The sequence below is a fragment of the Streptomyces sp. C36 genome, from assembly GCF_040932295.1.
In the GTDB taxonomy this organism is placed as follows: domain Bacteria; phylum Actinomycetota; class Actinomycetes; order Streptomycetales; family Streptomycetaceae; genus Streptomyces; species Streptomyces triculaminicus.
This window is the reverse complement of the sequence record NZ_JBFQGI010000007.1, coordinates 124,019-143,896: the sequence shown is the minus strand read 5'-3', so window position 1 is coordinate 143,896 and position 19,878 is coordinate 124,019. Positions and strand designations below refer to the sequence as shown.

The 19,878-nt window shown below is 72.2% G+C and carries 17 protein-coding genes; 16 read left to right on the top strand and 1 reads right to left on the bottom strand.

The genetic code is table 11. The annotated features are described in order from the left end of the window. Nucleotides 1-129: 129 nt before the first annotated feature. The 16 genes from purN (at nucleotide 130) to AB4K12_RS21870 (ending at nucleotide 19,280) form a co-directional block, all read left to right on the top strand. A complete protein-coding gene (gene purN, locus AB4K12_RS21945) occupies nucleotides 130-759 on the top strand; it encodes a phosphoribosylglycinamide formyltransferase (RefSeq protein ID WP_086572892.1) in 630 nt (209 codons plus the stop codon). A gap of 11 nt (nucleotides 760-770) precedes the next feature. Next, the gene (gene purH / locus AB4K12_RS21940) at nucleotides 771-2,318 is read left to right on the top strand and encodes a bifunctional phosphoribosylaminoimidazolecarboxamide formyltransferase/IMP cyclohydrolase (RefSeq protein ID WP_368436081.1); all 1,548 of its coding nucleotides are present in this window, start codon (nucleotides 771-773) and stop codon (nucleotides 2,316-2,318) included. A 165-nt stretch (nucleotides 2,319-2,483) separates the two neighbouring features. Then, nucleotides 2,484-3,356: a bifunctional methylenetetrahydrofolate dehydrogenase/methenyltetrahydrofolate cyclohydrolase gene (locus tag AB4K12_RS21935; protein WP_368435818.1), complete on the top strand. Its 873-nt coding sequence runs from the start codon at nucleotides 2,484-2,486 to the stop codon at nucleotides 3,354-3,356. Then, nucleotides 3,346-3,900 carry a DUF3017 domain-containing protein gene (locus tag AB4K12_RS21930; protein WP_368435817.1) on the top strand — a complete coding sequence of 185 codons (555 nt, stop codon included), beginning with the start codon at nucleotides 3,346-3,348 and terminating at the stop codon, nucleotides 3,898-3,900. The genes AB4K12_RS21935 and AB4K12_RS21930 overlap by 11 nt, the downstream gene beginning before the upstream one ends. 350 nt (nucleotides 3,901-4,250) lie before the next feature. Further along, nucleotides 4,251-5,000, top strand: a complete 750-nt coding sequence (locus tag AB4K12_RS21925) for a helix-turn-helix domain-containing protein (RefSeq protein ID WP_368435816.1) — start codon at nucleotides 4,251-4,253, stop codon at nucleotides 4,998-5,000. Next, nucleotides 4,997-5,962 (top strand): helix-turn-helix domain-containing protein, encoded by a 966-nt coding sequence (locus tag AB4K12_RS21920; RefSeq protein ID WP_368435815.1) that lies wholly within the window; start codon nucleotides 4,997-4,999, stop codon nucleotides 5,960-5,962. The genes AB4K12_RS21925 and AB4K12_RS21920 overlap by 4 nt, the downstream gene beginning before the upstream one ends. A gap of 522 nt (nucleotides 5,963-6,484) precedes the next feature. Then, a complete protein-coding gene (locus AB4K12_RS21915; protein ID WP_368435814.1) occupies nucleotides 6,485-7,645 on the top strand; it encodes a DUF2690 domain-containing protein in 1,161 nt (386 codons plus the stop codon). A 215-nt stretch (nucleotides 7,646-7,860) separates the two neighbouring features. Beyond that, nucleotides 7,861-8,850 (top strand): malate dehydrogenase, encoded by a 990-nt coding sequence (locus AB4K12_RS21910; RefSeq protein ID WP_368435813.1) that lies wholly within the window; start codon nucleotides 7,861-7,863, stop codon nucleotides 8,848-8,850. 249 nt (nucleotides 8,851-9,099) lie between these two features. Further along, entirely contained in the window at nucleotides 9,100-10,728 is a 1,629-nt protein-coding gene (locus AB4K12_RS21905) for a hypothetical protein (protein ID WP_368435812.1), read from the top strand. Next, on the top strand, nucleotides 10,725-11,231 hold the full coding sequence (locus AB4K12_RS21900) for a hypothetical protein (protein WP_368435810.1): 507 nt from the start codon (nucleotides 10,725-10,727) through the stop codon (nucleotides 11,229-11,231). The genes AB4K12_RS21905 and AB4K12_RS21900 overlap by 4 nt, the downstream gene beginning before the upstream one ends. Nucleotides 11,232-11,244: 13 nt before the next feature. Further along, nucleotides 11,245-11,796, top strand: coding sequence for a hypothetical protein (locus AB4K12_RS21895; protein ID WP_368435809.1), 552 nt, complete (start codon nucleotides 11,245-11,247; stop codon nucleotides 11,794-11,796). 182 nt (nucleotides 11,797-11,978) lie between these two features. Next, nucleotides 11,979-13,487, top strand: a complete 1,509-nt coding sequence (locus AB4K12_RS21890; protein ID WP_368435808.1) for an aldehyde dehydrogenase family protein — start codon at nucleotides 11,979-11,981, stop codon at nucleotides 13,485-13,487. 148 nt (nucleotides 13,488-13,635) lie between these two features. Continuing rightward, a complete protein-coding gene (locus AB4K12_RS21885; RefSeq protein WP_368435807.1) occupies nucleotides 13,636-15,168 on the top strand; it encodes a GMC family oxidoreductase in 1,533 nt (510 codons plus the stop codon). A 2-nt stretch (nucleotides 15,169-15,170) separates the two neighbouring features. Next, nucleotides 15,171-16,307 (top strand): glycine betaine/L-proline ABC transporter ATP-binding protein, encoded by a 1,137-nt coding sequence (locus AB4K12_RS21880; RefSeq protein ID WP_368435806.1) that lies wholly within the window; start codon nucleotides 15,171-15,173, stop codon nucleotides 16,305-16,307. Then, nucleotides 16,304-18,295 (top strand): ABC transporter permease, encoded by a 1,992-nt coding sequence (locus tag AB4K12_RS21875; RefSeq protein ID WP_368435805.1) that lies wholly within the window; start codon nucleotides 16,304-16,306, stop codon nucleotides 18,293-18,295. The genes AB4K12_RS21880 and AB4K12_RS21875 overlap by 4 nt, the downstream gene beginning before the upstream one ends. Nucleotides 18,296-18,302: 7 nt before the next feature. Continuing rightward, nucleotides 18,303-19,280: an ABC transporter substrate-binding protein gene (locus AB4K12_RS21870; protein WP_368435804.1), complete on the top strand. Its 978-nt coding sequence runs from the start codon at nucleotides 18,303-18,305 to the stop codon at nucleotides 19,278-19,280. Nucleotides 19,281-19,332: 52 nt separating this feature from the next. Here AB4K12_RS21870 and AB4K12_RS21865 read toward each other — a convergent pair whose 3' ends face one another. Beyond that, a complete protein-coding gene (locus AB4K12_RS21865; RefSeq protein ID WP_368435803.1) occupies nucleotides 19,333-19,845 on the bottom strand; it encodes a carboxymuconolactone decarboxylase family protein in 513 nt (170 codons plus the stop codon). Nucleotides 19,846-19,878 lie beyond the last annotated feature (33 nt).

Sequence of the window (19,878 nt, the reverse complement as noted above, 5' to 3'; positions counted from 1 at the left end):
CGTGGGGGCGGTTCGGTGTGCCGGTATCGTTGCTGGCGGTCGACGGCTTCGTAGGGATCCCCGTATCCGGCGCCCCTTCGGTTTCGTACGACCATACAAACCGCACCACCCGCGAGAAAGGGCCCCGCCGTGGAGCCGCCGCCGAACCGTCCCGCCCGCGTCGTCGCGCTCGTCTCCGGTTCCGGCACGAACCTGCAGGCCCTGCTGGACGCCGTCGCCGCCGACCCGGACGGCTACGGCGCCCGGATCGTGGCCGTCGGCGCCGACCGCGAGGACATCGTGGGGCTCGAGCGCGCCGAGCGCGCCGGGCTGCCGACGTTCGTGTGCCGGGTGAAGGACCACCCCACCCGTGACGCCTGGGACCGGGCGCTGACCGAGGCCACGGCGGCGTATGAGCCGGACCTGGTGGTCTCGGCGGGCTTCATGAAGATCCTGGGCAAGGAGTTCCTCGCCCGGTTCGGCGGGCGGATCGTCAACACGCACCCCGCCCTGCTCCCCAGCTTTCCCGGCGCCCACGGCGTGCGCGACGCGCTCGCGTACGGCGTGAAGGCGACCGGGTGCACCGTCCACTTCGTCGACGAGGGCGTCGACACCGGCCCGATCATCGCCCAGGGCGTGGTCGAGGTCCGGGACGAGGACGACGAATCCGCGCTGCACGAGCGGATCAAGGAAGTCGAGCGAGCGCTGCTCGTCGAGGTCGTGGGACGTCTGGCCCGCGACGGCTACCGCATAGAGGGACGAAAGGTGAAATTCCTGTGACCGCCGAAGGCATGAAGCGGCCCATCCGACGGGCGCTGGTCAGCGTCTACGACAAGACCGGGCTGGAGGAGCTGGCCCGTGGTCTGCACGATGCGGGCGTCGAGCTGGTCTCGACCGGTTCCACGGCCGCCCGGATCGCCGCCGCCGGCGTCCCGGTCACCAAGGTGGAGGAGGTGACCGGCTTCCCCGAGTGCCTGGACGGCCGGGTGAAGACCCTGCACCCGCGCGTGCACGCCGGCATCCTCGCCGACCAGCGTCTCGAGGCGCACCGTGAGCAGCTCGAGCAGCTGGACGTCCGCCCCTTCGAGCTGGTGATCGTCAACCTCTACCCGTTCCGTGAGACCGTCGCGTCGGGCGCCTCGCCCGACGAGTGCGTCGAGCAGATCGACATCGGCGGCCCCTCGATGGTCCGCGCCGCCGCCAAGAACCACCCCTCCGTCGCGGTGATCGTCAACCCCGGCCGCTACGACGACGTGCTCAAGGCGGTCGCCGACGGCGGCTTCGACCTCGCCGCCCGCAAGCGCCTGGCCGCCGAGGCGTTCCAGCACACGGCCGCCTACGACGTGGCCGTGGCGAACTGGTTCGCCGAGGGCTACGGCGCGGACGAGGGCCCGTGGCCCGACTTCATCGGGATCTCCTACGCCCGCAAGCAGGTGCTGCGCTACGGCGAGAACCCGCACCAGCCCGCCGCGCTCTACCTCGACCCCACCGGCACGGGGCTCGCGAACGCGGAGCAGCTGCACGGCAAGGAGATGTCGTACAACAACTTCGTCGACACCGACGCCGCCCGCCGCGCCGCCTACGACCACACGGACCCCTGCGTCGCGATCATCAAGCACGCCAACCCGTGCGGCATCGCGACCGGCCAGGACGTCGCCGAGGCCCACCGCAAGGCCCACGCCTGCGACCCGCTGTCCGCGTTCGGCGGCGTCATCGCCGTGAACCGGCCGGTGTCGGTGGCCATGGCCGAGCAGGTCGCGGAGATCTTCACCGAGGTCATCGTCGCGCCGGGCTACGAGGACGGCGCCGTCGAGGTCCTGGCCCGCAAGAAGAACGTCCGGGTGCTGCGCTGCGCCGACGCGCCCGCGGCGCACGGCGAGTCCCGGCCCATCGAGGGCGGTCTGCTGGTCCAGGCCAAGGACCGCCTCCAGGCCGAGGGCGACGACCCCGCCAACTGGACGCTCGCCACGGGCGAGCCGCTGAGCGCCGAGGAGCTCGCCGAGCTGGCCTTCGCCTGGAAGGCCTGCCGCGCGGTGAAGTCCAACGCCATCCTGCTGGCCAAGGGCGGCGCGACCGTCGGCGTCGGCATGGGCCAGGTCAACCGCGTGGACTCCGCCAAGCTCGCCGTCCAGCGCGCGGGCGAGGAGCGCGCCCGCGGCGCGTACGCGGCCTCGGACGCCTTCTTCCCCTTCCCCGACGGGCTCGAGGTGCTCACCGCGGCCGGCATCAAGGCCGTGGTCCAGCCGGGCGGTTCGGTCCGCGACGAGCAGGTCGTGGAGGCCGCGAAGGCGGCGGGCGTGACGATGTACTTCACCGGCACGCGCCACTTCTTCCACTGACCGGGACGGCCGTACGGACGCGCGCCCGCCCGCGTCCGTACGGCCGTACGCCCATGGGTGCGGCGACCGTGCCGCACCGTGGGCGGTTCACACCCCACGCCATTGGCACACCGCGGACCCGACCTGAGTGGAAGGCGGGCCGCACGATCCGGGAGGATGGCCCCCATGACCGCCAAGATTCTCGATGGCAAGGCCACCGCGGCCGCGATCAAGTCCGAGCTGACCGTCCGTGTGGAGACCCTGAAGGCCAAGGGCGTCACGCCCGGCCTGGGCACGCTCCTGGTGGGCGACGACCCCGGCAGCAAGTGGTACGTCGCCGGCAAGCACCGCGACTGCGCCGAGGTCGGCATCGGCTCGATCCAGCGCGAGCTCCCCGGGACCGCCACCCAGGAGGAGATCGAGGCGGTCGTCCGGGAGCTCAACGACAACCCCGAGTGCACCGGCTACATCGTCCAGCTCCCGCTCCCCAAGGGCATCGACACCAACCGTGTGCTCGAGCTGATGGACCCGGCCAAGGACGCCGACGGCCTCCACCCGATGAGCCTGGGCCGCCTGGTGCTCAACGAGCCCGGCCCGCTGCCCTGCACCCCCAACGGCATCATCGAGCTGCTGCGCCGCCACGACGTCGAGCTCAACGGCGCGCACGTCGTGGTCGTCGGCCGCGGCATCACCGTCGGCCGCTCGATCGGCCTGCTGCTCACCCGCAGGACCGAGAACGCCACGGTCACCCTCTGCCACACCGGCACCCGAGACCTGTCCGAGCAGCTGCGCAAGGCCGACATCATCGTCGCCGCCGCCGGCGTCGGTCACCTGATCAAGCCGGAGGACGTCAAGCCCGGCGCGGCCGTCCTGGACGTCGGCGTCAGCCGTGACGGCGAGGGCAAGATCATGGGCGATGTGGCCCCCGAGGTCGCCAAGGTCGCCGGCTGGGTCTCCCCGAACCCGGGTGGCGTGGGCCCCATGACGCGCGCGCTGCTGCTGGTGAACGTGGTGGAGGCCGCCGAGCGCGCCGCCGCCGGAGTCGCCGATGCCGGCTGAGGCCGAGTCCGGCGAGCCGGGCACGCCGGAAATGCCGAGCACGCCGGGCACGCCGGGCGACGGAAGCAGCGACTCCGGCGCCGGTCGGAGTGCCGGTCAGAACGCCGACCAGGGCGCCGGCCAGGGCGCTGACAAGGGCGCCGGTCAGGACGCCGGCCGTTCCTCGCGCCGTCCGCCGCAGGTCACCCGCGACACCGCCCGCCCCGAGGGCGGTGGGCGCGCCGCGCCCGGCGCCGCGCCCGCGCCGGCTCGTCAGTGGCCGCTGCTGGCGGTGCTGGGCGCCACCGGCCTGGGCCTGCTGATCGTCGCGTTCGACGCCTTCCGGGTGGGCACGATCCTGATCGGCCTGGCCGTGATCGGCGGCGCGGTGCTGCGCTGGGCGCTGCCGGACGTGGGCATGCTGGCCGTACGGTCCCGGTTCACGGACATGTTCACGTACGGCGGTCTGGGCGCGGCGATCGTCCTGCTCGCCCTGATGGCCCAGCCGCACGCCTGGCTGAAGCTTCCGTTCCTGGACGACGTGCTGCACTTCACCGTGCAGTGACCGTCCCGCGGACATGACGGCGGCCCGTCCTCTCCCCCGTGGGAGGACGGGCCGCCGTCGGCTTTTCGGCGGTGTACGGGAATGACGGTGTACGGGAATGACTCTGATGCGCCACATCCGCATCCACCAGACGATTCCGGGGAGTTGGGTCATCGTGGGACGTCCCACGCCCTGACCTGTGGAGAAGCCGGGTCCCACGACGTCGTGGTGGGACGGTGGGGGCATCGCGCGCGTGGCCGGAAGTCGCACTCGCCTCTTGATGTGGGCGGAACCGGTGCGCGGGCGTCGCCATCATGTGCGGCAGGAGGCTTGTTGCCTCGGGGGCGACCGTGACGCGTATGGGGTGGAGCATGCCGCGTTGGAAGGAATTACCCGCATCGCTGGACGAGCGCGTCCGGCAGCTGGTCGTACAGCTCAGGAGACTCAAGGACCGCAGCGGGCTCAGCCTCGCCTCGCTCGCGGTCAAGACGTCCTACAGCCGTTCGTCCTGGGAACGGTACTTCAACGGCAAGCAACTGCCGCCGCGTGACGCCGTCGAGGAGCTGGCGCGGGTGTGCGGTACGGACCCGACCCGCCTGCTGGTGCTCCACGAGGTCGCGGCGGACGCGTGGACGGAGGAGGCCGCGGCCGGCGACCCGGCGGACGACGGCGGGACCGCCCCCGTGGCGGACCGGCGGCGGTGGACGACGTGGGTGCTCTCGGGCGCGGTGGTCGTCCTGGCGGCCGCCCTGGCCGCCACCCTGCTGACCACCCACCCCTGGCGGCACGACGACGACAGGCGGCCCGCCGGCACCGGCAACACCGAGGCCACGTTCGTCTTCGTCCAGGGCCGGGGCCGCCCGTGCGACGTACGGCGCCAGGAGGGCGAGCTGCGCGCCGGGTACAGCGCGACGCACAGCACGCTGATGGACCTCAAGACGTCGGGCTGGGAGGTCGTGGAGGCCCAGTGCCTGCTCAAGCACCACGGCTTCGACCCCGGCATCACCGACGGCTCCTACGGCGAGCGGTCGAAGAAGGCGGCCAAGGACTTCCAGAAGGACCGAGGGCTGGTCGTCGACGGCATCGTCGGCCCGGACACCTGGGGGGAGCTGCGCCGGTGAGCGGTGAACGACGCCTTCCGGGGGAGTGCGCCCGGCTGGCCTCCGAGCTGCGCGAGCTGAGGGAGCGTACGGGGCTGAGCCTGGCCGCGCTGGGCGGGTGCACGCCCTTCAGCAAGTCGTCCTGGGAGCGCTATCTCAACGGCAAGAAGTTGCCGCCGAGGCAGGCGGTCGAGGCGCTGTGCGGGCTGGCGGAGGAGCCCGCCGGGCGGCTGGTGGCGCTGTGGGAGCTGGCCGAGCAGGCATGGAGCGGACGATCCGGTTCCGCGACCGCCGCGACTGCCGGGGCCGCTGCGACCACCGGGGCAGCTGCGACCGCCAGGACCGCTGCGACGGATGGGCCGGCCGAGACCCGGTCCGCGCCCGAGGACGCGTCCCCCGGAGAGCCCTCCGGGAGGAAGGCGGGCGGCGGCCTACGCGGACTGTCCGGCCGCTCCACCAGGACTCTGGTCCTGTCCGGCGCCGCCGCGCTCACTGCCGCCGTCTCCCTGGTCCTCTTCCTCACCGCGGGCCGGAACGCCTCCGGCGAGCGGCGGCCCGACAGCCTCGCCGCCACCACTCCCGCGTACCAGCAGAAGCAGGAGCCGGCCTGCCGGGACACGGAGTGCGACGGCGTCGACGCCCTCTCCATGGCGTGCGGTCTGCCGCATCCGATGACGCTCCTCAGCCGCAGGGCGGCCGGAGGGCAGCGGCTGGAGATCCGCTACGGCAAGGACTGCGGGACCGTGTGGGCGCGCGGCACGAATCTGCGCCTCGGCGACCGGATCGAGCTGGCCGTGCCGGGTGCCGACGACAAGGGGGCCACGGCCGCGACTCAGCGGGACACGGAGCAGTACCTGGCCACCGCCATGACGGTGGTCAAGGACCTTCACACACCCCGCGTCTGTCTGCGCCCGGCCGGCGGCGGCGCCCCCGAGTGCTTCACGGTGCCACGGACTCTGGTGCTGCCGTCGGATGGCGGTTGACGCGGTACGGCGGTTGACGCGCGGTACGTGGCGTGTTGGCGTCACCTGGCGCGTGCCGGGCCGCGCCGGGCGGCGCCGGGCCTGCGTCGCGTCCGCGTAGGAAGCGTGCAAATGGGTAGTAACGGGGTGGAGGAGAGCCGGCGACCCGTCCTCCACCCCCGTGGGAGGACGGGCTGCCTGCTCACCATCGAGGATCATGGCGGGAAACGGCATGATCAAGATCCGCCGCGGCCCTGTGGCGCGGAGGTGACCGTTCCGGTACGAGTTCGCCTTTCCGTATCAAGTTGACAGGTCGCGTCACCACGGAGTGACGCAACGTCAACCTGCGGAGGCGCCGGGCATGCCCCAGGGGCGTGCGCCCCATGGGCTTGATCAACCCCAAATGCCACCGTGCGCCGCCCCTTTGGGAACTGACATGCTGGTATCGGGCATCCCCGTGGGTAGCCGCAAGCGAGGCTGTGGAGGGGAAGCGCAGCGATACGGGGACACCACACCGTTCGTACCGGGGGACAGGGGAGAGCAATGCCTCGTTGGAGGGCGCTACCGGAAGAACTCGACCCGCAGGTGCGCGAGTTCGCCGAACAACTGCGCAGACTCGTCGAACGCAGCGGTCTGAGCATCGCCGCCGTCGCGGACCGCACCGGCTACAGCAAGACGTCCTGGGAGCGCTATCTCAACGGCCGGCTGCTGCCGCCGCGCGGCGCGGCGGAGGCGCTGGCCGAGGTCACGGGCACCGACGTCGGCCATCTGGGCATCCTGTGGGAGCTGGCCGAACGGTCCTGGAGCCGGTCGGAGCTGCGGCACGACGTGACGATGGAGGCCATCCGGGTCGCCGAGGCCCGTGCGGCGCTGGGCGAGTTCGGCCCGTCGCCCGCCGCCGAGGGGGGCAAGGGCGAGCGGCGCGCCGCGCCGGGCCGGATGCGTACCGCCCTGCGCAGCGAGGGCGTCCCGCCGAAGGAGCCGGCGGACGAGCCGCCGGGCCGTTCGGCGAACGAGCCGGCGGCGGCGCCCCGCGAGCCCGCCGCGTCCGTCACCGGCCTGCCCAAGGGGCCGGAGTCACGCGACGTACGGGCCAAGGCGATCCCCCTCCAGGCCCCCAAGGGCCCCAAGACTCCCAAGGGCCCCAAGGCTTCCAAGGATCCCCGCCGCCCCCGCCGTAACGCCGTGCTGTTCGCCGTCGGCGCGGTCGGCGCCCTCTTCGTCATCGCCGCCGCCGTCCTGCTGCTCGGCGCCGACGACGAGAGCCGGACGGCGCAGGGGGCGGTCCCCACGCCGAGCGCGACCAGCCCCGCACTGCAGGCGCCCGACGGGGTGAAGTGCGCCGGAAACGACTGCGCGGGCAAGGACCCGGAGACCATGGGCTGCGGCGGCAAGCACGCCACCACCGCCGGCTCCGCGACCGTCGGCGCCTCCTACCTGGAGGTGCGCTACAGCAAGGTCTGCGGCGCCGCCTGGGCCCGCATCACCCAGGCGGCCCCTGGCGACACCCTGCGCATAAGCGCCACGGGCGCCCAGGCCCGCGCCGAGAGCGGCACCGTCGACCGGGGCGCCGACGGGCACACCCGCATGATCGCCGTCGCCGACTCGAGCCAGGCATCGGCGTGCGCGCAGCTGATGTCCGGCCGCAAGGGCTGCACCCTGCCGCGCGCCGCCCGCCCGGTCCAACCGGGGCCCACCGGCTGAGCGCGGAGGCCGGGCCCGGGCGGGGTCCGGCGGCCGGTGGCGGCGCGCGGACGGCCGGCGGCTGGGGCGGCGCGGGTGGACGGTGAGGCGTCCCACACCGGGTCGGGGGACCGGGGCGTGCCCGGTCGGATAGCCTGAGCCCCGATCTCTTGACACCAAGAGAGATCGACCACATGGGCAGGGACACCCACCTCAGTTCGCAGCAGGAGATCGCCATGACCCGCACTCCCGTCAATGTCACCGTCACCGGCGCGGCCGGTCAGATCGGCTACGCGCTGCTCTTCCGCATCGCCTCCGGTCACCTTCTCGGCGCGGACGTGCCGGTCAAGCTGCGCCTGCTGGAGATCCCGCAGGGCCTGAAGGCCGCCGAGGGCACCGCCATGGAGCTCGACGACTGCGCCTTCCCGCTGCTGCGCGGCATCGAGATCACCGACGACCCGAACGTGGCCTTCGACGGTTCCAACGTCGCGCTGCTCGTCGGCGCCCGCCCCCGCACCAAGGGCATGGAGCGCGGCGACCTGCTCGAGGCCAACGGCGGCATCTTCAAGCCGCAGGGCAAGGCCATCAACGACCACGCCGCGGACGACATCAAGGTCCTCGTCGTCGGCAACCCGGCCAACACCAACGCCCTGATCGCCCAGGCCGCCGCCCCGGACGTCCCGGCCGAGCGCTTCACCGCGATGACCCGCCTCGACCACAACCGCGCCATCTCGCAGCTGGCCAAGAAGACCGGCGTCGCGGTCTCCGAGATCCGCCGCCTGACGATCTGGGGCAACCACTCGGCCACCCAGTACCCGGACATCTTCCACGCCGAGGTCGCCGGCAAGAACGCCGCCGAGGTCGTCAACGACGAGCAGTGGCTGGCCGACACCTTCATCCCGACCGTCGCCAAGCGCGGCGCCGCGATCATCGAGGCCCGTGGCGCGTCCTCGGCCGCCTCCGCCGCCAACGCCGCCATCGACCACGTCCACACCTGGGTCAACGGCACCGCCGAGGGCGACTGGACCTCCATGGGCATCCCCTCGGACGGCTCCTACGGCGTCCCCGAGGGCCTCATCTCCTCCTTCCCCGTCACCTGCAAGGACGGCAAGTACGAGATCGTCCAGGGCCTGGAGATCAACGACTTCTCCCGCTCCCGCATCGACGCCTCGGTCCAGGAGCTGGTGGAGGAGCGCGACGCCGTCCGCGGTCTCGGCCTCCTCTGACCCGACCCGATCCGGCCCGATCGCCCGACCGACCCCGATCCGGGCCGATCGCCTGATCGCACACGCGCGACGCCCCCGGCGGCCCATGGCCACCGGGGGCGTTCGCGTGCGTCAGGCCGTTTCCGCCGTTCGCGCACACGTTCTGTGACGCTTTCAGGCCCGTAAAAGCGGTTCCGGGCGGGGTCGGGTGCGGCCCTTGTGGCTTATTCTGAGTACTTCCGAAATTACGTCAACTCATGTAATTCGCAGGTGAGTTCGACGGATCGGGGGATGTTCATGAGCAAGTCCGTCCACGAGTCCCCTACAGAGGCCACACGGTTACTCTGCGCGGGGACCTACCTCGACATCGAGTTCCGCCGCCGGGTCATCGAAGAGCTGGTGGAACATGAAGAACGACCGGTCGCGCCCTCGCTGGGCGTGGACGTGGTGCCGGTGCTCACCCACGCGCTGCGCGCCCGTGGTCAGGACACGCTGACCGCACTGCTTCTGCTCGCCCTCTGGACGGGGTTCATCGCCGTCGACGTGGCGTCCACCCCGGAGGGGATGGAGCTGCCGGTGCCGTTGTGGTCGACGGCGTATGCCGTGGTCTGCATGGCGCACTGGGCCGCGCACACCGCCGCCGGGCGCGGGTCGGCGCCGTACGTCGTCGACAGGCGGACCCTGCGCCAGGCGCTGAAGGGGAACGCCGCGCTGCGCGTGCTGCTGCCGGTGGGCATTCCGGTGCTGACGCTGGCGTACTGGGTCTTCGCGTTCTGGGCGCTGTACCAGGGGGCCGAGAACTGGGTCGGCATCATCTTCCCGCTGTTGCTGGTGCTGCCCGTGTGGATGCACCGTCAGCGGGTGGCGGCCGTGATGCGCGACGAGCTGAACCGGGAGGCGTTCCTGGCGCTGCCGCGGGCGGTGCCCACGTCCACGTACCACCACCGCATCGCGCGCTCCATCGACCGCGAGCAGTACGCCGGTCTGACGATCTACGACGCCTACCGGCCGTTCATCGGCATGGGCGTGCCCTACGAGCCGTGGTCGTTCGCCCTGGAGCTCAAGAGGCGCAAGGGCGCCGCGCCCGACGGTCCGGCGCCGTTCACCGGCCGTACGGTCGTGGAGCTGATCCGGCCGCGGCTGGAGGCGCTGCGCGAGGCCGCGGCGGCGACCAGCCGGGACCGGCTGAAGGACCTGGAGATCGAGGAGTTCGTCTATCTGCCGGTCGGCCCGCAGCGCACCGGCGTGGCCTACGACGAGCAGATCGTCCGGCGTCACCTCGCCGAGTCGGTGAACGAGGGCGGCGAGGCGCGCCGCTACTTCCTGCGGGTGCGGGTCGGCGCGTGGGACGAGCAGGTCGTGGTGTCCGTGCTGGTCAGGGTGCACACCCAGGGCGGGATGCTAGTCCTGGAGGTCGCCCCGCACGTGCTGCCGCCGGTGCGGCCGGAGTTCCGGGCGGTCGACGTGATCGCCTCGCGGGGCGAGGACGACCTCGTGCGCGACGGCGTGCGGGCGCTGCTGACGGCGCCGGCCGCCGGGTTCGCGGCCGCGGTGTCCACGGTGCGTTCGGCCGTCTCCGGCTTCCGCACCTGGCTCGCCGACCCGCGGCGGGCGGTGCCGGACGGCCCGGCCGGCTCGGTGCGGGAGATGGGCGCGGTGCCGCAGGTATCGCTGTTCCAGGAGATGGACATCAGCCGCTATGTGAAGACGGTCCAGGACCGGATCGCCAGCGGTGTGCGGGACGCGCTGCGCGCGCAGGGCTATGAGACGGACCAGTTCGAGCAGCAGATCGTGCAGATCAACGAGGGCGGCGTCTTCATCGGCTCGATGAGCGGCGGCGCGGTCGCCAGCGGTGCGGGCGCGGAGGCGAAGAACGTCACGGGGAGCGGGAAACGATGACGAACGGACAGCGTGATCACGGCGGCGGTGGCATCTCCATCGGCCGCATGACCGGGGGCGCGGCGGCCAGCGGGCCGGGCGCGAAGGCGGAGGACCGCTCCGAGCGGACCGACCGGCCCGCCGGCGGAGGCGACGTGCCCGCCCCCGTGCCGGTGCCGTCCGACGGCGGCATCGCCATCGGCGAGATGGCCGGCGGCGCGGCCGCGGCGGGCCGGGAGGCACGGGCGGTGGACGCTTCGCGCAGGCTGCTGACGGTGTCGCCCGAGCTGCTCGCGGCGGTACGGGACCTGCGGCTGGACCTGCCCCGCTTCGCGCGGACCGAGCCGCTGGCCGAGCTCGAGGAGGAGCTCGAGGGCCTCGAGGAGGACGCCCGGCAGGACGGCCGGACCCGTGGCGGCCGGCTGACGCGCCTGCGCGAGCTGCTGACCGGCGGCGCGACGGCCGTCGGGGCGCTGGCGTCGGCCGCCGCCGTCGTCCAGGCGATCAGCCAGTTACTGGCGTAGGGCGGCGAGGCACATGAGCTACTGGGACGCCGAACTGCAGAAGTGGGTGGACGACCCCGACGCGTCCCCCGGGCCCCAGGACGAACCCCTGCCCACCAGGCCCACACACGCGTCGATCCTCGCCGGAGTGCTGGCCGGCGTCATACTCCTCACCGCCATCGGCATCGGCACCCGGGCCGCCATGCGCGACGACGACCAGGGCAGCAGCGGCGGCGGCCTCGGCGGTACGCCCAGCGCGACCGCCACCCCGAGCCCGGGGACGTCCTACGGTTCGTCGTACGGCTCCACGTACGGGTCCACGTACGGCTCGACCTACGGATCGACGTACGGGTCCACCTACGGCACCACGTCCGGTTCGACCTCCGGGTCGTCGACCTACGGGTCCACCTCCGGGTCGTCCGGGGCATCCACGTACGGGTCCACGTATGGCTCCACCTACGGCTCCACGTACGGGTCCACCTATGGCACGACGTCCGGTTCCACTGCCGGTTCCACTGCCGGTTCCACTGCCGGCCGTTTCCGGTTCAGCTACCCGCCGGTCCCGGCCCCCAGCCCCGGCCGCTGACAGGCGCCCAGGGGCGCGGCCGACAGGCGCAACGCTGAGTGACTCGCGTCACTCTTTGTGAAAAAGGAGGCATAGGTTTCTCCCCTCTGGTTAGGGGCGTCCCGTTGTCGGTCCCGGGCCCGCCCGTGGCGGCCCGGTCCGGCGACGTGACCGTTCACCACCGGAAGGCAAGGAAAGAAGTCATGTCGTCACTCGAGACCATCCACGTCGACGGGGTGTGGCGCGCCGCCGCGTCCGGGGCGCAGCGGGAGGTCCTCGACCCCGCGGACGCCACGGTCCTCGCGACCGTCTCCGAGGGCGGCGTGGCGGACACCGACGCCGCCGTGGCCGCCGCCCGCCGCGCGTTCGACAACGGGGCGGGCCCCTGGCCGCGCACTCCGGTCGCCGAGCGGGCCGCGCTGCTGCGCCGGGTGGCCGGCCTGCTCGAGCGGGACCGCGAGGAGATCGCGCTGATCGAGAGCCGGGACACCGGCAAGACCCTCGAGGAGGGCCGGATCGACGTCGACTGCGTGCGCGACGCGTTCCGCTACTTCGCCGACCTGGTGGTGGCCGAGGGCCCCGGGCGCGTCGTGGACGCGGGCTCGGACACCGTCCACAGCGTGGTCGTGCACGAGCCGGTGGGTGTCTGCGCGCTGATCACTCCCTGGAACTATCCGCTGCTGCAGGCCAGCTGGAAGATCGCCCCGGCGCTGGCGGCCGGCAACACCTTCGTCGTCAAGCCCAGCGAGGTCACCCCGCTGTCCACCGTGCACCTGGTGCGGCTGCTGGCCGAGGCAGGGCTGCCGGACGGCGTCGCCAACCTCGTCACGGGCGGCGGCGACCCCGTCGGCGCCCGGCTCGCCGAGCATCCGCACGTCGACCTCGTCTCCTTCACGGGCGGGCTCGCCAGCGGCACCAAGGTGATGACGGCGGCCGCGCCGACCGTCAAGAAGGTCGCCCTGGAGCTCGGCGGCAAGAACCCCAACGTCGTCTTCGCCGACGCCTGCGAGAGCGACGAGGACTTCGACACCGCCGTCGACCAGGCCCTCAACGCCGCCTTCATCCACAGCGGCCAGGTCTGCTCGGCCGGCTCCCGCCTGATCATCGAGGAGTCGGTGCGCGACCGCTTCGTCTCCGAGCTGGCCCGCCGCGCCGAGCGGATCAGGCTGGGCCGGGGCACCGAGAAGGGCGTCGAGTGCGGCCCGCTGGTCTCCGCGCAGCAGCTCGCCAAGACCGAGGCGTATGTGACCCACGCGCTCGCCGAGGGCGCCGCGCTGCGCTGCGGCGGCAGGCGTCCGGAGCCCAGCGACGTCCGCCCGGACACCGGCTACTTCTACGCGCCGACCGTCCTGGACCTGTGCCACGGCGAGATGAAGGTCGTACGCGAGGAGACCTTCGGCCCCATCCTCACCGTGGAGACCTTCCACACCGAGGACGAGGCCGTGGCGCTGGCCAACGACACCGAGTACGGGCTCGCCGGCGCGGTCTGGACGAAGGACGCGGGCCGGGCGCGCCGCGTCGCCGGCCGGCTGCGTCACGGCACGGTGTGGATCAACGACTTCCACCCCTATCTGCCCCAGGCGGAGTGGGGCGGCTTCGGCAAGTCGGGCATCGGGCGCGAGCTCGGCCCGTCCGGACTGGCCGAGTACCGCGAGGCCAAGCACGTCTACCAGAACCTCGAGCCGAAGCCGGTGCGCTGGTTCGCGGGCTGACGCCCGCAGCACCCCCGCTCGTACGCACCGACGTACAGAAACGTTTCGTACGCGCAGCAGCCCGCCCCCGTGGGCGTCGCGGAACCGCAGCGATGCGGAGCCGCGGCAACGCGAGCGTTTCCTGCCGCAGAAGGAGTTCACCCCCACCATGCCCGTCTACGACTACGTCGTCATCGGCGGCGGCACCGCCGGCTCCGTCATCGCCTCCCGCCTCACCGAGGACCCCGGCATCAGAGTCGCCGTCATCGAGGGCGGCCCCTCCGACGTCGACCGCGAGGACGTCCTGACCCTGCGCCGCTGGCTCGGCCTGCTCGGCGGCGACCTCGACTACGACTACCCGACCACCGAGCAGCCGCGCGGCAACTCCCACATCCGGCACAGCCGCGCCCGTGTCCTGGGCGGCTGCTCCTCGCACAACACGCTCATCTCGTTCAAGCCGCTGCCCGGCGACTGGGACGAGTGGGAGCAGGCGGGCGCCGAGGGCTGGGGCGCGGAGTCGATGGACCCGTACTTCTCCCGGCTGCGCAACAACATCGTTCCGGTGGACGAGAAGGACCGCAACGCCATCGCCCGCGACTTCGTCGAGTCGGCGCGCGAGGCGGCCGGCGTGCCGCGCGTGGAGGGCTTCAACGCCAAGCCCTTCCACGAGGGCGTGGGCTTCTTCGACCTCGCCTACCACCCCGAGAACAACAAGCGCTCCTCCGCCTCCGTCGCCTACCTCCACCCCTTCCTCGACCGCCCCAACCTCCACTTGATGCTGGAGACCTGGGCGCACCGGCTGGAGCTGGACGGCACCCGGGCGAAGGGCGTGCACGTCCGCACCAAGGAGGGCGAGGAGGTCTACGTGGAGGCCGCGCGCGAGGTCCTGGTGTGCGCGGGCGCCGTGGACACCCCGCGGCTGCTGATGCACTCCGGCATCGGCCCCAAGGCCGACCTGGAGGCGCTGGGCATCCCCGTCGTCCACGACCTGCCGGGCGTCGGCGAGAACCTCCTCGACCACCCCGAGTCGGTCATCGTCTGGGAGACGGACGGGCCGATCCCGGAGAACTCCGCGATGGACTCGGACGCGGGCCTGTTCGTACGCCGCGACCCGGCCGCGAACGGCCCCGACCTGATGTTCCACTTCTACCAGATCCCCTTCACCGACAACCCCGAGCGGCTCGGCTACGAGAAGCCCGAGCACGGCGTGTCGATGACCCCCAACATCCCCAAGCCGCGCAGCCGCGGCCGGCTCTACCTCACCAGCGCCGACCCGGCCGTCAAGCCCGCCCTCGACTTCCGCTACTTCACGGACGAGGAGGACTACGACGCCCGCACGCTCGTGGACGGCATCCGCCTCGCCCGCGAGATCGCCAGGACCCAGCCGCTCGCCGGCTGGCTCAAGCGCGAGGTCTGTCCGGGCCCGGAGGTCACCTCGGACGAGGACCTCAGCGAGTACGCCCGCAAGGTCGCGCACACCGTCTACCACCCGGCCGGAACCTGCCGTATGGGCGCCACGGGCGACGAACTCGCCGTTGTGGACCCGCAGTTGCGCATTCGCGGCCTTGACGGTATCCGTATCGCCGACGCGTCGGTCTTCCCGACGATGACGGCCGTGAACCCGATGATCGGTGTGCTGATGGTGGGGGAGAAGTGCGCCGAACTGCTGGCCGAGGCCGCTACCCAAGGGGGTGAGGCATAAAGATGCCTACCGTCGATACGAACGCCGAGAGCCTGAACGCCCACGTGGAGAATCGGCAGAACGCGACGGACGGGGCGGCTCCCGTCTTCTCCGTCCGCAACCTGTGGAAGGTCTTCGGCCCCAAGGCCGAGCGCGTGCCCGGCAGCGACCTGGCGGACCTCTCGCCGGAGGAGCTGCGCGAGAAGACCGGCTGCACGGTCGCCGTCCGCGACGTCTCCTTCGACGTCCGCCCCGGTGAGTGCTTCGTGGTCATGGGCCTGTCGGGCTCCGGCAAGTCCACCCTCGTACGCTGCCTGACCCGGCTCATCGAGCCGACGTCCGGCACCATCGCCATCGACGGCGAGGACGTGCGCGGCATGGACAAGGGCGCCCTGCGCGACCTGCGCCGGCACCGCGCCGCCATGGTCTTCCAGCACTTCGGCCTGCTGCCGCACCGCACGGTCCTCGACAACGTCGCCTACGGCCTGGAGATCCAGGGCGTCGGCAAGGCCGAGCGCCGGGCCAAGGCCGCCGAGATGGTGGAGAAGGTCGGCCTCGCGGGCATGGAGGCCCGCCGCCCCGGCCAGCTCTCCGGCGGCCAGCAGCAGCGCGTGGGCCTGGCCAGAGCACTGGCGGCCGACCCCGAAGTACTGCTGTTCGACGAGCCGTTCAGCGCCCTCGACCCGCTGATCCGTCGCGACATGCAGGAAGAGGTCGTACGCCTCAACCGCGACGAGGGCCGCACGATGGTCTTCATCACCCATGACCTCAGCGAGGCGCTGCGCGTCGGCGACCGCATCGCGTTGATGCGCGGCGGCCGCGTCGTGCAGTGCGGCACCCCCGAGGAGATCGTCGGCTCCCCGGCCGACGACTACGTCCGCGACTTCGTCCGGGACGTGCCGCGCGAGCAGGTCCTCACCGTCCGCCGCGCCATGCGCCCCGTCCGCGGCGCCGGCGAGGCCGAGGCCGGCCCCGCGCTGAACCCCGCAACCACCGTCGCCGACGCCATCGAGGCCGTCGCCCGCACGGGCGCCCCGGCACGCGTGATGGACGCCGGCCGGTGCCTGGGCATCGTGGACTTCAAGTCCCTGCTGAGCATCGTCGCGGGGCTGGACCGGATACCGGGCCGGGTGCACTCCCTGAAGAAGGCGGCCGCATGAGTTCCGCCACCACCACCGTCCCGCCCCGGGCCGTGGCTCCGCCGGGCCGGCTGCGTGCCGCCCTGCGCCGCCCGGCCGCCCGCAAGCTGCTGCTGCTTGGCGCCGTCACCGCCGTCCTGGCGCCGCTCGCGGCGGCCCGCTGGGGCAGCGGCGCCTGGCCCGACGCGCTGACCGTCGATCTGGCCGGCCCCCTGGGCCGCGCCAACGACTGGATCATCGACAACCGCGACGGCCACTGGCTCTTCCTCTACTTCTTCGGGCACATCAGCAACGCCATCATCACGGCGGTGCGCGGCGTGTATCTCGTGCTGCTCGCCCTCGGCTGGGCCGGGGTCACGGCGGGCGCGTCGCTGCTGGCCTGGCGCCTGGCGGGCGTACGGGCGGCCGTGACCGCCCTCGCCTCGTTCGCCGTGTGCGGGCTGCTGGGCATGTGGGTGCCGACGATGCGCACCCTCGCGCTGATGATCGTCGCCGTAGCGGCGTCGGTCGCCGTCGGCGCGCTCCTGGGCCTCGCGGCCGGGCTCTCGGACCGTACGTTCCGGGCGCTGCGGCCCGTACTGGACACCATGCAGGCGCTCCCCGCCTTCGCCTACCTGCTGCCCGTGGTCCTCGTCTTCGGCATCGGCGTGGCGCCGGCCGTCCTGGCCACGGTCGTCTACGCGGCCCCGCCGATGGCACGGCTCACCGCGATGGGCCTGCGCGGTACGGACCAGGGCGTGCTGGAGGCCGTCGACTCCCTCGGCGCCACCGGCCGCCAGCGCCTCCTGACCGCTCGGCTGCCCCTGGCCCGCCGGGAACTGCTGCTGGGCGTCAACCAGAGCATCATGATGGCCCTCTCCATGGCCGTCATAGCCTCCGTCATCGGCGCCGACGGCCTCGGCGACCGCGTCTACCAGGCCCTGTCGACCGTAGACGTAGGCAGCGCCCTGGCAGCAGGAATCCCGATCGTCCTCCTGGCGATCGTCCTGGACCGCACGACTTCCGGCTCCGCCCGCCCACGGTTGTGGGCAGGCGTTCCGCAAGGCGGAACGGGTGGGCACAACCAGACACGGGCCCGCACCCGAACGGCAACCACGTGGGCGGTGAGCATCGCCGCGGTCGCCGCGCTGGGCCGCCTGGTCGGCGCCAGCCCCTGGCCCGACCACTGGACCGTAGCGATAGCGCCCCCGGTGAACCGCGCCAAGGACTGGATGGTCGACCACCTCTACAGCGGCATCCCCGGCATCGGGGGCACGGCCGACTGGGCCGCCCACTACACCGGCTGGGTCCTCGACCCGCTGCGCGACGGCCTGCAGGGCCTCCCCTGGTGGGGCGCGCTGATGATCGTGGCCGCCCTGGCCTGGCTGATCGGCACCTGGCGCACGACGGTGACGGCGGTCCTCTCACTCGCCGCGATCGGCGTGCTGGGCCGCTGGAACCTGGCCATGGACACCCTCTCCCAGGTGCTGGCGGCGGTCGTCGTCACGCTCGTCCTGGGCTTCGCGGTCGCGGTCGTCGCGGCCCGCAGCCCGCGCGTGGACCGGCTGCTGCGCCCGGTTCTGGACGTCTTCCAGACCATGCCGCAGTTCGTCTACCTGATCCCGGTCGTCGCGCTGTTCGGCATCGGCCGGGCGCCGGCCGCCGCGGCCGCGATCGTCTACGCGCTGCCGGCCGTGGTCCGCATCGTCAGCCAGGGTCTGCGCCAGGCCGATCCGGCGGCGCTCGAGTCGGCCCGCTCGCTGGGCGCGACGGGCGGGCAGCAGCTGCGTCAGGTGCAGTTCCCGCTCGCCCGGGCGGAGCTGCTGCTGGCGGTCAACCAGGCCGTGGTGCTGGTGCTGTCGGTCGTCATCATCGGCGGCCTGGTCGGCGGCGGCGCGCTCGGCTACGAGGTCGTGTTCGGCCTGGCCCAGGGCGACCTGGCGACCGGCCTGATGGCCGGTACGGCGATCGCCTGCCTGGGCCTGATGCTCGACCGGGTCACCCAGCCGACCAAGCCGAAGGAGGGCTGAGACGGACATGAGAAAAGCACTGATCACCGCCGCGGCCATCGGCCTGACGACCGTCACGGCCGTCACGGCCACGGGTTGCGGCGCGGCGGACATGACCAAGCAGTCCTCGCCCTACGCGAACGCGGCGGGCACGAAGACGGTCACCCTCTCCGTCCAGTCATGGGTCGGCGCCCGCGCCAACGCGGCGGTCGCGACGTACCTGCTGGAGCACGAGCTGGGCTACCGCGTGGACACCGTCCAGGTCGACGAGGTCCCGGCCTGGGACGCCCTCAGCCAGGGCCGTGTCGACGCCATCATGGAGGACTGGGGCCACCCGGACCAGGAGAAGCGTTACGTCACGCAGAAGAAGACCGTGACGGACGGTGGCGACCTGGGCGTCACCGGCCACATCGGCTGGTGGGTGCCCAAGTACTTCGCCGACGCCCACCCGGACGTCCTGGACTGGAAGAACCTGAACAAGTACGCCGGGCAGATGCGCGGCCCGGAGAGCGGTGGCAAGGGCCAGCTCCTGGACGGCTCCCCGTCCTACGTCACCAACGACAAGGCGCTGGTGAAGAACCTGAAGCTCGACTACCAGGTCGTCTTCGCCGGTTCCGAGGCCGCCCAGATCACCCAGATCCAGCAGTACGCGAAGGACAAGAAGCCCTTCCTGACCTACTGGTACGAGCCGCAGTGGCTCTTCAACGAGGTGCCGATGGTCGAGGTGAAGCTCCCGAAGTACACCGACACCTGCGCCGAGAAGGGCACCGCCGACCCGTCCACGGTCGACTGCGCCTACCCGACGACGCCCCTGAAGAAGTTCCTGAACACCGAGTTCACGAAGAAGGGCGGCAAGGCCGCCCGCTTCCTGAAGAACTTCAACTGGACCAAGGCGGACCAGAACGAGGTGGCGCAGATGATCGCCGAGGACAAGCTGCCGGCCGACAAGGCGGCCGAGCGGTGGGTGCACAAGCACCCGGAGGTGTGGAAGAAGTGGCTGTCTTAGACGCGCGCCGGGCCGGAGGCACCCCTGTCACCTCCGGCCCGTGCCGTGTGCGTCAGTTCTTCAGCGAGCCCGGCTTGTAGTGGCCCGGGACGCCGCGGGTCGTCACGGCGATGCGGTTCCAGGCGTTGATCACGATGATCGCGGAGATGAGCTGCGCGAGCTCCGTCTCCTCGAAGTGGGCGGCGGCCCGCTCGTAGACCTCGTCCGGTACGAAGCCGTCCGTCAGGACGGTGACGGCCTCGGTCAGCTCGATCGCCGCGATCTCCTTCGCGGTGTAGAAGTGCTTGGACTCCTCCCACGCGCTCAGCTGGATGATGCGCTCGACGCTCTCGCCCGCCGCCAGGGCGTCCTTGGTGTGCATGTCCAGGCAGAAGGCGCAGTGGTTGATCTGCGAGGCGCGGATCTTCACCAGCTCCAGCAGCACCGGGTCCAGGCCCTTGCTCGACGCCTGGTCAAGCTTGACCATCGCCTTGTAGAAGTCGGGGACCAGCTTCGGCAGCTGCAGGCGGGGGGTGTGCTCGGGGACGTACTGACCGGTGGCGTTCGTGTTCTCGTTCGTCGTCATGGGTATGACACTACGGTTGTGGTAGCCCACGGA